A 13,436-nucleotide genomic window follows, 5' to 3' on the forward strand; every position below is an offset into this window, starting at 1 on the left:
GGCATGACCAGGACAATCGCGATGATATGGGTCGGTGCGCACCGACTGCTGTGGTGCCGAACACAGTCGTCTTCCGATACTCGGTACCGCCGGTACTATATTTTGAACCAGCAGTACAACCGGAAGGACGCGTGATGTCCGTGCGACAACTCGAAGGCGTTGCGCAGCGCCAGTGGACCGCGCGCAGCGGCGCGACGGAGTTGGCAGTCTTCGAGTGGGGCAATCCGGACGGTGAGCCGGTAGTTCTCGTGCACGGCTGGCCGGATACGCACGTCGTGTGGAGCAGTGTTGTGCCGCTGCTGAGCGACCGATTTCGCGTGATTGCGTACGACACTCGCGGCGCGGGCGGTTCCTCTGCGCCCAAGGCAGTGTCGGCCTACCGGCTCGACAAGCTGGCGGCGGACTTCTTCGCCGTGATCGACGCGGCCAGCCCGAATGTGCCCGTGCATGTCGTGGCCCACGATTGGGGCTCGATCCAGGTGTGGGAAGCCGTCTGCACGCCGCGATCGAACCGGCGGGTTGCGTCGTTCACGTCGATCTCGGGTCCGAGTCTCGACCACCTCGCGATGTGGATGCGCGGCAAGCTCGCAGCTCCTACGCCGCGAAGTGTCCGCGCTCCCATTCTGCAACTCATCTCCTCGCTGTGCGCTCTGCTGCTCATCGTTCCGGTGCTCCCGCGCCTGCTGTTGAAGATCTTCGGTACAGAGCGCATGTGGACCTGGCTGCTCGGCCGGGTCGAGGGCATACCGGCCGACGACGTGCACGTCGCGGACACGCTGCAGCACGACATGATCACCGGCTTGAAGATCTATCGTGCCAACGTTCTGCAGCACGTCCTGCGGCCGCGCCAGCAATACACGACTGTGCCGATTCAAATCCTCGTCAGCACGCGCGACGTGGCGATCCGTCCGGCCGGTTACGACGCACTCGGCCGCTGGGCATCGTCGGTTCAGCGCCATGACATCCCCGCGGGGCACTGGCTTCCGTTCTCCGAACCGTTGGTCGTCGCCGAGGCGGCTGCCAATTTCATCGACTCGCTGACGTTGGCGACGGCCTCGTGAGCTGGTCAGGGTTGGTCGTCGACTGGGAAGAGGTCACAGGCCAGTCGAGGTTCGTCATCGACATGCTCACGATCCCGATCTTCTCGGCGATCGCGGGACTGCTCACCAACTGGACCGGCGTCTGGATGCTGTTCGCGCCGAACCAGTTTCGTGGCTTCGATGTGCCGGGCCTGCGGGTGATCTACCCGTACTTCCCGCGCCGTCTGCAGATCCTGCCGATCTTCGAGGGCGGCCACAGGCTGGGATTTCAGGGCTTCATTCCGGCCCGCACCGAGAAGATGGCGTCGCTGACCGTCGACCTCGCCATTTCCAAGATCGGTGGACCCAGCGACTTCTACTGCCAGCTCGAACCGGAGGCAATCGCCGCGCAGTTCGCCCAGGTGATCGGTCGGGATCTGCGCCCGCTGGTCGATTCGGTCATGGAGTCCGGCTATCCGCAGCTGTGGAACGACCTGCCGCAACAGGTCCGCGAGATGCTCTACGCACGGGTCGCCTCGGAGTTGCCCGACGTCGCCGGGCGGGCTTTCGATGAGATCGGGCGCCACATCGACGAGCTACTCGACGTGAAGTCGATGGTGATAGGCCACTTGCGCAAGCATCCCGCGATGATGAAGGACATCTTCTACAGCATCGGTGCCCCCGAACTGCGCTTTATGGTTCGCAGCGGGCTCCTGGGTTTTCCGATGGGTGTGGCGCTGGCGCTGTATCTGCACTTCCATCCGCACCTCCCGCTCGTTGGGGCAGTGCCGTTGGCGCTCGTTGTGTTGTTCGGTGCCGCGATGATCGGTGTCATCGCCAACATCATCGCCATCAGGGTCGTGTTCACGCCCGCTGTCCGCCGGCCGCGTTGGCAATGTCTGTGGGGCCAGGCGTTGCTCGCGCAGCGGCAGGAGGTCGCCGCCGCAGACTTCGGCTACTCGATCGCCCATCAGATCATCACGATGGACACCATCGTGGACCACTTGATGGAGGGCCCCAACCGCGACAAAACTCGCGGACTACTCGAGAACGTCCTCGTCGACGAGATCGACCGGGCGCTCGGGGTGATCCGTCCTTTGGTGCGCGCAACGGTGGGCACCACGCGCTGGCAGGCGATCCAGGCGGGGTCCACGATGGCGGCAATCGACTACGTCCCCGCACTCGTCGACGCCGATTTCTCACTGTCGCAGGCAGCGAAGATCGACAGGTTGTGCACAGAGAAACTGCAGGAGCTGCCGCCGGAAGAATTCGTCGACCTCCTGTATTCGGCAATCGAGCAGGATGCGTGGTTGCTGTATGTGCACGGTGGCCTGCTCGGCATCGTTGTCGGTGCGGTGCACCTGATCGTCTTCGGCGTCTGATCACCTGAACTGCTCAACGTTCGCCTCGGCCCATTCGGCGAATGTGGTTGCGGCGCGACCGGTTACCTCGGCAACCGTTGGAACGGCGAGTTGCGGGTGCTCGATCAGCGTCGCGACGCCCTCGAGGTACCAGCGCGCGTACTCGCCCATTGCAGGTTCGAGCGCCGCGACGGCCTCTTCAGGGTCGAGTTCGACGTAATCGATGTCGCGGCCGAGCGCGTGGGCGATTGCCTGCAGCTTCTCGTCTCGGCGTAAGCATTCAGGTCCGGTCAGTTCGAGGCGCTGGCCGACATAGGAATCGTCGAGAAGTGCCTGTGCGGCGACCGCTGCGATATCCGGCAGGGCGATTGCGGCATTGGCTGCCGCCGCGTAGCCGTCGCGGACCTGCCCGGTGGACCGAATCTGATCGGCCCACATCGTGTAGTTGTCCATGAACTCGCCCGGCTCCAGATGCGTCCAGGGAACTGCGGAAGTCTCCACGGCTTCCTCGATGACCTCCCAGCCTGTCCCGGCGCCACCGGCGAGGTCGACGATTCGCTGCACTCCTGCAGCTTCGGCGAGTGCGACTGCAGTGCCGACCGTAGGCGGATGCGGCGCGAGATAGAGCGTGTCGACGCCTTGCAGCGCGCGGTGCAACGACGCTGAGTTTCCGACGAACCCCGTTGCCACCTCGACTTCGACGGGCAGGGCAGCAGCCGTCGGGTCGGTAGTCAGTGCGCGAATGTCTGTGGCGCCCAGGCGTAGAAGCTCGTCGACGACGAGCCTGCCGATATTTCGAGTAGCGCCGGTAACCAGGATCTTCATGCCCACCCCCATTTTCGTATGGCATACGGATATCTGTTTATCGTATGGTATACGAAAATTGGACGGAGTGGTCGGCGATGACAAAGCATGGGGACCCCGATCGGATCCTTGCGCTGTTGTGGCGGCATTCCGGTAAGGGCGATGGACGGCCCGTGCCTGGCCGCAAGCCCAAGCTGACCGTCGACGACGTCGTTGCGGCTGCCGTTGCCCTAGCCGACGCCGAGGGGTTGGCAGCCGTCTCGATGAATCGAGTCGCGACAGCACTCGGAGTCGGCACGATGACGCTCTACACATATGCGCCGTCGAAGGCGGACCTGGTCGACCTGATGGTCGACGCGTTGCTCGTCGAAAAGGCTTTGCCGGGGCCGGGGGAGGCGCGTCCGGTGGGGTGGCGTGCTCAGGTCCGGCTGTATGCCGACGTCACAGTCGCGCAGTATCGAGCACACCCGTGGCTTCGGCACGTGTCCGTGGTGCGCCCGCCGGTGGGTCCTGGGATGCTCGCCGACAGCGAGTACGTGCTGTCGACTGTCTCCGGGCTTGGTTTGGTTGCGGCAGAGACGAACGCCGCCGCGGAGTCGATAACCGCATTCGTCCTTGCGACGGCCGCGTTGGAAGCCGATGCTGCAGAACTGGAACGAACGACGGCGCAGACCAACGACTCGTGGTGGCACGACCGCGACCGTCTGTGGCAGGACTATTTCGACCCCGCTCGCTATCCGACCATGAACGCCGTCTGGCACGCGGGTGGCTTCGACTCGTCGACGCACGAGGCGATGGTCCGCTCGCACGCGTTCGGTTTGGCGCGGTTACTCGACGGAATCGAGTTGGGACGGGTCTATTGATGGCGCAACGAACAGCTCGAGCATCGCGCGTTCTTCCGCGTCGTCGGAGCCAGGCACGGTCAGCAGTGAAACGATAATGCGCACAGTCCATTTGGCGAGCAACACGTTTCCATCGAAGAATGCGGCGCTCAGTCCCTCGATCACTTCCGAAGAGTGCGCAATTTCACTGGCGAGGCCGGCATCGCCGAGCTGAAACCACGCGATCATCGTCGGGTCGGCTCGGACCTCGCGGACCGCGGCGAGCATTGCCGCGACAGTGCGCTCCCTCAGGTCTGGAATGGTGCTGGTTTCGGCAAGGATCGTCTCGCCCACACGCCTCGCTTCGCGGTGCACGAACGCGAGTTGCAGCGATCGCCGGCTGTCGAAGTAGCGATACATCGTCGCGCGCGAACAGCCCGCTCGCCGCGCGATATCGGCCATTCCGACCGTCGCAACGCCGCGTTCGACGAACAACTGTGCTGCAGCGTCGAGAATTCGCTCGGCCGCAAGGTCGTTGCGGTCCTTTTCGAGCCAGTTCATTCGTTCACTCGGAACGGGACGCTGAGCGGTCGGCGGACGTATGGACCCTCGGCGTAGACGACCGCATCGATATCGACCGTGAAGTCGGGGCAGCGGGCCAGCAGTTCCTCGAGTGCGACGCGTGCCTGCATTCGCGCTGCGGCCGCGCCGAGGCAGTGGTGGTTGCCGTGGCTGAACGTCATGATCTGGCGCGGCTTGCGGAGGACGTCGAGTTCGCCCGCGTCGGAACCGTATTGGCGCTCGTCACGGTTCGCCGATCCGTAGAGCAGTAGGGTTCGGCGGCCTGCTGGAACGGTGGTGTCGCCGATCTGGACGTCCCGTGTAGTGCAGCGCGCAAGACCCTGCACCGGGGCGGTGAGTCGCAGCATTTCTTCGACGGCGTCGGTGATCAGTGCGGGGTTGTCGATGAGCTTGCGACGCTGGTCGCGATGCGTGGTCAGCAACTGGACGGCGCCGCCGAGATTGCCTGTCGTCGTGTCGTTTCCGCCGGTCACCATCGTGAAAGCGAAGCCGAGAATCGACAGAATTCCTGCGACGTCACCGTCTGCACCCAGGCCAGATGCGAGCAGGTGCGAGATCGTATCGTCGGCAGGATCGGTCCGGCGCCGATCGATGAGCGCGGTGAAATACCCCATCAATTCCGTGACGGCCGTGGCGGCCTCGAGGATGTTTCCGCCGGCGCCCGCGGCGACGATGTTCTCGGACCACTCGTCGAAGCGCGACCGGTCCTCCTCGGGAACGCCGAGGTAGTGCGCGACCACCATGCTCGGCAGCGGCTTGAAGAGGTCGACGACGATATCGCCCTCACCGGCCGCCTTGAGTCTTTCGATGCGGTCGACGACGAACTCGCGAACCGCCGGCTCGACCGAGCTGACGTGCCGGGGGGTGAAACCCGATGACACCGACCGCCTGAACGTCGTGTGGTCCGGTGGATCGGTGAAGACGAAGGGACGATTTTCCGTCATCCCGATCTTCTCGAGGTCGTGATAGTCGGTCGTGATTCCTTGCGCCGACGAGAAGGTCTCGGGATCACGCGCAGCCGCGAAGACGTCGGCGTACCGGGAGAGGACGTAGTAGTCCTCGTCCGGCGTCTCGGGTGGAACGACTCGGTGGACCGGGTCGTGGTCGCGCAGGTCGCGGTACATCTGCCAAGGGTCGCGCCAGGATTCCCCGGACCGAGGAACGAACTGAACCTGATGAGACGTCAGCGTCGACATGGATAGATCGTGAGACACATGGGCAGATGTGTCAAGGGGTGGTTGGGCTTGTCTTGGGTGATCACGAGCATGGGGTCGCCGGCGCGCCGTGTGGCCTCGCCATTTGGTCGTGATCACGGGGGATGGGAGTGGGGCTGTGCTGATCACGAGCATCGGGTCGACGACGCGCCGTGTGGCCTCGCCTTTTCGTCGTGATCACCGCGGTTGGGAGTGGGGATCTAGCCTTTTGGTCGTGATCACGGCGGGTGGAGGCTGGGGTCGCCGGTGATCACGAGCATCGGGTCACCGACACGCCGCCTGGCCTCGCCTTTTGGTCGTGATCACCGCGGTTCGGGGGTGGGATCGAACCATTCGCTCGTGATCACGGTGGTTGGAGGCTGGGGTAGCCGGTGATCACGAGCATCGGGTCACCGACACGCCGTGTGACCTCGCCTTTTGGTCGTGATCACCGCAGGGTGGGGATCGAGCCATTTGGTCGTGATCACGGTGGGTGGAGGCTGGGGGTTGCCGGTGATCACGAGCATCCGGTCACCGACATGCCGTGTGGCCTCGCCTTTTCGTCGTGATCACCGCGGGGTGGGTGGGGATCGAGCCATTCGCTCGTGATCACGGGGGGTGAGTTGGGGCCGGACCGGACGAGTTAGTGGGTCAACACGACCAGTTCGGTGGGCGAGGCGACCTCGACCCTGAACCCCGCCTTCGCGGCCACCTGCGCGACACCTTTGATGTCGGACGGCTCCGCCCGGCTGACGACCAACGCACGGGCGAGCAGGCCCTTGTGGTGCTTGTTGAAATGGCTGACGACGCTGCGGGTGCCGTCGGGCGCCTCGGTGACGACCGTCGCCGTCACTGCGCCGGGCACGCGGCCGAGTTGCTGGTAGATCCCGGACCGCAGGTCGACGATCAAGCCGCCGTCGGCTTCGGCAACGAGAGCGGACGTGAGGTCCGTCTTCCACAGGGCAGAAAGCGTGGCGAGGCCCGGCAACTTGGAACCGCCGGACAACCGGTAGGCGGGAATCGGATCTGTCGGCCGCACCGCACCGAACAGCGCCGAGCCGATTGCCAAGCGGGCGTTGGCCTTTGCCCGCTGGACACGCGTCAATGAGCGCGCGTCCAGAGCGTCGAACAGCACGCCCGTGTACCGCTCCAGAGCGGGCCGCGTCGGGCTGGTCCACAGTGTGGCGTTGCGCGCGACCTCATCGAGTTGACTCGGTCCGAGCCCCAATGCAGCACTGGTCGCGACTGGATCCGCCGCCAACGAGACCAGCGCGTCGACCAGCGACTCCCGGACGAGATTGAGCTTCGGCATCGACAACGCATCGAGTGTCAGCGGTGCCAACCTTCCGCCGTCCGACTTCGTCTCCGATGGAGGTAGCAGCACAAGCATGGGTAGAGGGTACTTGGGCCCGGAAAGGCAACTAGGCTGCTCACCTGTGATTACCCGCCTTTCCCAATTGTTCCTGCGCACTCTTCGTGACGACCCCGCCGATGCCGAGGTGCCGAGTCACAAGCTGCTGGTCCGCGCCGGTTATGTACGTCGCGTGGCCCCGGGTGTCTACTCGTGGCTGCCGTTGGGCTTACGGGTGTTGCGGCAGGTCGAGCGGGTCGTTCGCGAGGAGATGGACGCGATGGGCGCGCAGGAGATTTCCTTGCCGGCGCTGCTGCCGCGTGAGCCGTACGAAGCGACGAACCGCTGGACCGAGTACGGCGACGCGCTCTTCCGCCTGAAGGATCGCAAGGGCGCCGACTACATGCTCGGGCCCACCCACGAGGAACTGTTCGCTCTGACGGTGAAGGCCGAGTACAACTCGTACAAGGACCTCCCGGTCACGCTCTATCAGATCCAGAACAAGTACCGCGACGAAGAACGGCCCCGAGCGGGCATTCTGCGTGGCCGCGAGTTCGTGATGAAGGATTCGTACTCCTTCGATCTCGACGAGGACGGACTGAAGAAGTCCTACAACGCGCATCGCGAGGCTTACCAGCGAATCTTTGCCAGGCTCGGCGTGAAATACGTCATCGTCGCCGCGACCTCGGGTGCGATGGGCGGCAGCGCGTCGGAGGAGTTCCTCGCCGAGAGCGAGGTCGGCGAAGACACCTACGTCCGCTGCGTCGAGTCCGGCTACGCGGCAAACGTCGAAGCGGTCATCACCCATGCGCCGGACGCACGCCCGATCGAAGGCTTGCCCGCAGCCGTGGCTCACGACACTCCGGATACGCCGACAATCGCGACCCTCGTCGACTGGGCGAACTCGGCCGATCTGGGCCGGACGGTTACTGCCGCCGACACGTTGAAGAACATCCTCGTCAAGGTTCGTACTCCCGGTAAGGACTGGGAGTTGCTCGGAATCGGCATACCCGGCGACCGTGAGGTCGACGAGAAGCGACTCGGTGCGTCGCTCGAACCGGCGGAATACGAGTTGCTCACCGACGCGGATTTCGCTGCCAACCCGTTCCTCGTCAAGGGGTATATTGGACCGAAGGCATTGCTGGCCAACAAGGTTCGCTTCCTTGTCGATCCGCGTGTGGTCACCGGCACGTCGTGGATCACGGGCGCTGACCAGCAGGGCAAGCACTACGTCGACCTCGTCGCCGGGCGCGACTTCGAACCGGACGGCACCATCGAAGCCGCTGAAGTGCGCGACGGCGATCCGTCACCGGACGGCGCGGGCCCGCTGGTTTCGGCCCGCGGAATCGAGATCGGCCACATCTTCCAGCTCGGTTACAAGTACACCGACACTTTCAACGTCGACGTCCTGGGCGAGAACGGCAAACCGGTCCGACTGATCCAGGGCTCCTACGGCGTCGGTGTGTCACGCCTCGTAGCGGTGATCGCAGAGCAGAAGCACGACGACAAGGGTCTGCGCTGGCCGTCGGAGGTCTCGCCCTTCGACGCCTATGTCGTCATCGCAAACAAGGACGAGTCGGCCCGCGCGGGCGGCGAGCAGATCGCGGCCGAACTCGACTCGGTCGGGCTGAACGTCGTGCTCGACGACCGCAAGGCCTCACCGGGCGTCAAATTCAAGGACTCCGAGCTGATCGGTGTGCCCGTGATCGTGGTCGTCGGTCGCGGCTGGGCGAATGGCCTGGTCGAGCTTCGGGACCGTTTCACCGGCGAGAGTCGCGAGCTGCCCGGCGACGAGGTTGTGGCTGCTGTGCAGGCTGCCGTCCGCGGTTAGGCGGGGTTGTTCGCCCGATAAGTTAATCATTGTTAGGGTGACTCGAATCCTACGAAAGGCAATGCTGTGGCGACCTCGGGCGAGCTGCTGTTCAACCCCCTCAAGAGCGACTTTTCGGTCTTCGACGCGGAGACGCGCCGGCAACTGCAGGCGCTGATCGAATGGTTCGAGAGCCGCGGCAAGCGCCAGCTGCTGAAGGACGACATCGAAGCGGTGTGGGTCGCCGACTTCCTCGAGTTCATCAAGAAGGAACGCATCTTTGCCACCTTCCTGACCCCGTCGGCGTACGCGGACGGCGACCCGGACCGGCGCTGGGACGCCGCCCGCAACGCCGCGCTCAGTGAGATCTTCGGCTTCTACGGTCTTGCCTACTGGTACACCGAGCAGGTCACGATTCTCGGCCTCGGCCCGATCTGGCAGAGCTCGAACGAAGCTGCCAAGCGCAAGGCGGCACAGCAGCTCGCCGACGGTGGTGTCATGGCGTTCGGGCTCTCCGAACGTGACCACGGCGCCGACATCTACAACACCGACCTCGTGCTCACGCCGTCCGACGAAGAGGGCATCGCGTTCCGGGCAACCGGCAACAAGTACTACATCGGCAACGGCAACGTCGCAGGCATGGTCTCGGTGTTCTCGCGGCGCGACGACCTCGAGGGTCCGGATGCCTACGTCTGGTTCGCGGCCGACAGCGCACACGAGAACTACGAGCTGATCGACAACGTCGTCCATGGGCAGATGTACGTCAGCACGTTCCGGCTCGAGAACTACCCGGTGCGCGAGGAAGACATCCTGCACACCGGACCCGAGGCGTTCTCCGCGGCGCTGAACACGGTCAACGTCGGCAAGTTCAACCTGTGCTCCGGCGGTGTCGGCATGTGTGAGCACGCCTTCTACGAAGCGATCACGCACGCCCAGAACCGCATCCTGTACGGCAACCCGGTCACCGACTTTTCGCATGTGCGCGGGAACTTCGTCGATGCGTTCAGCCGCCTCATCGCGATGAAGGCGTTCAGCACGCGCGCGATCGACTACTTCCGCAGTGCCAGCCTCGAGGACCGGCGCTACCTGCTCTTCAACCCGGTCACCAAGTCGAAGGTCACGTCCGAGGGCGAAATCGTCGTCACTCTGCTGCAGGATGTGCTCGCCGCCAAGAGCTTCGAGAAGAACACATATTTCTGTGAGGTCGCACGGCTGATCGGCACACTGCCCCGACTGGAGGGCACGGTCCACGTGAACGTGGCCCAGATCCTCAAGTTCATGCCGAATTACCTGTTCAACCCGGCCGAGTACCCCGAGATCGGTACGCGCAACGACCCGGCCGACGACGTGTTCTTCTGGGCTCAGGGTCCGGCGCGGGGCGCGGGCAAGGTGCAGTTCGCGGATTGGACTCCGGTCTACGAGCGCAATAGCGAAATCCCTAACGTGGCACTGTTCTACGAGCAGGCCCAAGCGCTGAAGACGTTGCTGGCCACCGCGGGTCCGGACGCCGCGCAGCAGAAGGATCTCGACTTTCTGCTCAACGTCGGCCACCTCTTCACGCTCATCGTCTACGGCCAGTTGATCCTCGAGCAGGCCGAGCTGACCGGTCTCGACCGCGACATCGTCGACTCGATCTTCGACTTCCAGGTGCGGGATTTCTCCGCGTATGCCATTGCGCTGCATGGCAAGTCGTCGTCGACCCAGGCGCAGCAGGATTGGGCACTGGGTGCGGTCCGCAAGCCGGTCGTCGACGCCGAGCGCTTCGATCGTATGTGGCAGACTGTGCGGAGCTTCGATGGCGCATACGAGATGAGGCCCTGACCCGATGACGTTCACCGCACTGGTCGCCCGGGAAACCGACGGCGAGATCGTTCTGGCACCCGAATCCCTCGAGGAGTCGTTCCTCACCGACGGTGCCGTGACGATTCGCGTCACGCATTCGAGCGTGAACTACAAAGACGCCCTTGCTGTTACGCCGAAGGGTGGCGTGGTTCGCGAGTACCCGATCATCCCCGGCATCGACATCGCGGGTGAGGTCGTCGACGGCGGTGGCGTCTTCGCGGCCGGCGATCAGGTGGTGGCGCACGGCTACGACATCGGGACCGCCCAGCACGGTGGCTACAGTGAATTGGCGCGCGTACCGGCGGAGTGGGTGGTCAAGCTCGAGAGCATGACTCCGCGCGACGCGGCGGCAATCGGTACCGCCGGCTTCACCGCGGCAATGAGCGTGGAAGCGCTACTCGCTCGTGGTCTGACTCCCAGCGACGGTCCGGTGCTGGTTACCGGTGCCAGCGGTGGTGTCGGCACTGTGAGCGTCGACCTGCTCGCTGCCGCGGGCTTCGAGGTCGTCGCGTCGACCGGCAAGGAAGACGCGCACGAACTGCTGAAGTCGCTCGGCGCGGCAACGGTGATCGGTCGGCTTCCCGAGGACCCGGACGCGAAGCCGCGTCCGCTCGGCAAAGCCGAATGGGCGGCGGCAGTCGACTGCGTCGGCGGGAAAACCCTTGCGCACGTACTCAGTACCGTGAAGTACGGCGGCGCGGTGGCAGCGAGCGGCCTGACGGGTGGTGCGGCGTTGCCGACGACCGTTCTGCCTTTCATCCTGCGCGGTGTCGCCCTGCTCGGCATCGATTCGGTGCAGTTGCCGATCGAGAAGAGGCGCGCACTGTGGACTCGCCTCGAGAGCGACCTGCGTCCGGGTCATCTCGACGCACTCCTGAGCGAAGTGCCGGTCTCCGAGGTTGCGACGGTGCTGGATCGCATTCGCGGTGGGGGAGTTTCGGGTCGTTCGGTCGTCACGGTCGCCGGCGGTTTCTGATCGGCCTATGATGTTGCGCGTTGCGCCCGGTCGTCCGACCTGGCGCAACGCGCTCCACTTCGATTCTGCGACAATTCAGTTCGACCTGTCAGGCACACTGGGAGTATGACCACTCCGAGTTGGCAGGACACCGATGCATACATCGTCGAGCAGTTGGTCGGCGATGATTCCGTACTCACGGACACTCTCCAAGCGAATGCGGACGGCGGCTTGCCTGCGATCGATGTGTCCGCGGCACAGGGCAAATTTCTGCACCTCCTCGCGCGCTCGGTGAACGCGATGCGGGTCCTCGAGATCGGCACACTCGGTGGCTACAGCACGATTTGGCTGGCGCGAGCGGTCGGTGAGTTCGGCCGGGTGGTCAGTCTCGAATTCAGCCCGAAGCACGCGGCTGTGGCGCGGGCGAATCTTGCGGCCGCGGGTGTCGGTGACCGCTGCGAGGTCCGCGTCGGTGCTGCCCTCGAAAGCTTGCCCGTCATCGCTGCCGAGGCCGGCGAACCGTTCGACCTCGTGTTCATCGACGCCGACAAAGAGAACAACTCGAACTACGTGGAGTGGGCCTTGCGGCTGACCAAGCAGGGTTCGATCATCCTCGTGGACAACGTAGTTCGGGACGGCGCAGTCGCCGACCCGGAGACCACCAACCCGCAGGCCCGGGCCGGGCGTGAACTCATCGACATGCTCAAGGCCGAGCCCCGCCTCGATGCGACGGTCCTGCAGACAGTCGGCGCGAAGGGGTGGGACGGCTTCGCGTACGCGCTGGTGACCAGCTGACGCTCAGTCCAGGCTCGCGAGAAACCCGAGAAGCTTTTCGGTGAATGCCTCTTCGCCTTCGCGATGGGGCCAGTGGCCTGCGCCTTCGACGATCAAGACTTCGGATCCTGCGCCGAGCAGGGCCGCGGATTTCTCGAAGGCGTCCGCGGGCACGAGGTCCACGGTCCCGCCGACGACGAGTGCGCGTACCGCGGGCGTCTTGGTGAGCTCGCGTGGCAGGTTCGGGCTCAGTGCGCGGTAGTAGTCGAGCGCGCCTTCGAGAGATCGTGAATCGGCGTAGCAGGCTTTGACGTCGGCGATCGCTTTTTCCCGCTCGGGGCCGTCCCAGTTCGGTGCCCAGCGCCGGTAGAGCGCGTCGATGTACGCGAACGAATTGCGGCGTAGGTCCCATGCCGCCCACGGCAGTTTCATTCCGACGAAATGCCTTGCTTTCCACAGCGTTCCGGGGTCGCGGGGGAGATGGCGCGCGTGCGGAATTGCAATCGGCACAATCGCGCGAACTCGCTCGGGCGTCACTGCGGCTGCGCCCCACGTCAGCGATGCGCCCCAGTCGTGCCCGACGACGACCGCGGTCTCTTCGCCGAGTGCATCGAGCAGCGCGGCGGTTTCGGTTGCCAACGTCGCGGGGTCGTAGCTGCGTTCGGCCGTGATCGTGTCCGGGTGGTAGCCGCGCAACCACGGCGCGACCGCGCGGTAGCCGGCGCTTGCGAGTGCTTGGGCGATGCCCGCCCATCCGCTCGGGGTGTCGGGGAAGCCATGCCACAGGACGACGAGCGGCCCTTTTCCCTGGTCGGCGAAGACGAACGTCTGGCCGTCATCATTCGTAGCGCTCGACCACTCCTGGGACATGCGCCGACTCTAAGCGGGGTTCGCAGCGCCGTCGAGCATTTCGGGTGTTGACAT

12 protein-coding genes are annotated in these 13,436 nt (G+C 64.7%); 7 read left to right on the plus strand and 5 right to left on the minus strand.

The window, feature by feature from the left end:
- The first annotated feature begins 134 nt into the window (after positions 1-134).
- Complete coding sequence (locus JGU72_RS09735; RefSeq protein ID WP_199683620.1) at positions 135-1,061, plus strand: alpha/beta fold hydrolase; 927 nt, start codon at positions 135-137, stop codon at positions 1,059-1,061.
- Positions 1,058-2,401, plus strand: coding sequence for a DUF445 domain-containing protein (locus tag JGU72_RS09740; protein WP_199683621.1), 1,344 nt, complete (start codon positions 1,058-1,060; stop codon positions 2,399-2,401). Before JGU72_RS09735 ends, JGU72_RS09740 begins: the two co-directional genes overlap by 4 nt.
- Here JGU72_RS09740 and JGU72_RS09745 read toward each other — a convergent pair whose 3' ends face one another.
- Entirely contained in the window at positions 2,402-3,205 is an 804-nt protein-coding gene (locus JGU72_RS09745) for an NAD(P)H-binding protein (RefSeq protein WP_199683622.1), read from the minus strand.
- A 77-nt stretch (positions 3,206-3,282) separates the two neighbouring features.
- Here JGU72_RS09745 and JGU72_RS09750 point away from each other — a divergent pair, with 77 nt between their 5' ends.
- Complete coding sequence (locus tag JGU72_RS09750) at positions 3,283-4,047, plus strand: TetR/AcrR family transcriptional regulator (protein WP_199683623.1); 765 nt, start codon at positions 3,283-3,285, stop codon at positions 4,045-4,047.
- On the opposite strand, the gene JGU72_RS09755 is transcribed toward JGU72_RS09750, so the two are convergent.
- From JGU72_RS09755 to yaaA, 3 genes are all read right to left on the minus strand, one after another.
- The gene (locus JGU72_RS09755; protein WP_199683624.1) at positions 4,012-4,566 is read right to left on the minus strand and encodes a TetR/AcrR family transcriptional regulator; all 555 of its coding nucleotides are present in this window, start codon (positions 4,564-4,566) and stop codon (positions 4,012-4,014) included. The two genes, JGU72_RS09750 and JGU72_RS09755, sit on opposite strands and share 36 nt — an antisense overlap.
- Entirely contained in the window at positions 4,563-5,783 is a 1,221-nt protein-coding gene (locus JGU72_RS09760) for a cytochrome P450 (protein ID WP_199683625.1), read from the minus strand. The genes JGU72_RS09755 and JGU72_RS09760 overlap by 4 nt, the downstream gene beginning before the upstream one ends.
- Positions 5,784-6,423: 640 nt before the next feature.
- Positions 6,424-7,170 carry a peroxide stress protein YaaA gene (gene yaaA / locus JGU72_RS09765; RefSeq protein WP_199683627.1) on the minus strand — a complete coding sequence of 249 codons (747 nt, stop codon included), beginning with the start codon at positions 7,168-7,170 and terminating at the stop codon, positions 6,424-6,426.
- A 46-nt stretch (positions 7,171-7,216) separates the two neighbouring features.
- On the opposite strand from yaaA, the gene JGU72_RS09770 reads away from it, so the two are divergent.
- From JGU72_RS09770 to JGU72_RS09785, 4 genes are all read left to right on the plus strand, one after another.
- On the plus strand, positions 7,217-8,962 hold the full coding sequence (locus JGU72_RS09770; RefSeq protein WP_199683629.1) for a proline--tRNA ligase: 1,746 nt from the start codon (positions 7,217-7,219) through the stop codon (positions 8,960-8,962).
- 66 nt (positions 8,963-9,028) lie between these two features.
- Positions 9,029-10,762 carry an acyl-CoA dehydrogenase family protein gene (locus JGU72_RS09775; protein WP_199683631.1) on the plus strand — a complete coding sequence of 578 codons (1,734 nt, stop codon included), beginning with the start codon at positions 9,029-9,031 and terminating at the stop codon, positions 10,760-10,762.
- Between the two features lie 4 nt (positions 10,763-10,766).
- Positions 10,767-11,759 (plus strand): acrylyl-CoA reductase family protein, encoded by a 993-nt coding sequence (locus JGU72_RS09780; protein WP_199683634.1) that lies wholly within the window; start codon positions 10,767-10,769, stop codon positions 11,757-11,759.
- A gap of 105 nt (positions 11,760-11,864) precedes the next feature.
- The gene (locus JGU72_RS09785; RefSeq protein ID WP_199683635.1) at positions 11,865-12,533 is read left to right on the plus strand and encodes an O-methyltransferase; all 669 of its coding nucleotides are present in this window, start codon (positions 11,865-11,867) and stop codon (positions 12,531-12,533) included.
- Between the two features lie 3 nt (positions 12,534-12,536).
- Here the strand turns inward: JGU72_RS09785 and JGU72_RS09790 are convergent, their stop codons facing one another.
- Positions 12,537-13,382, minus strand: a complete 846-nt coding sequence (locus JGU72_RS09790; protein WP_199683636.1) for an alpha/beta fold hydrolase — start codon at positions 13,380-13,382, stop codon at positions 12,537-12,539.
- Positions 13,383-13,436 lie beyond the last annotated feature (54 nt).

The sequence above is a fragment of the Antrihabitans auranticaus genome, from assembly GCF_016481275.1.
Lineage (GTDB): Bacteria > Actinomycetota > Actinomycetes > Mycobacteriales > Mycobacteriaceae > Antrihabitans.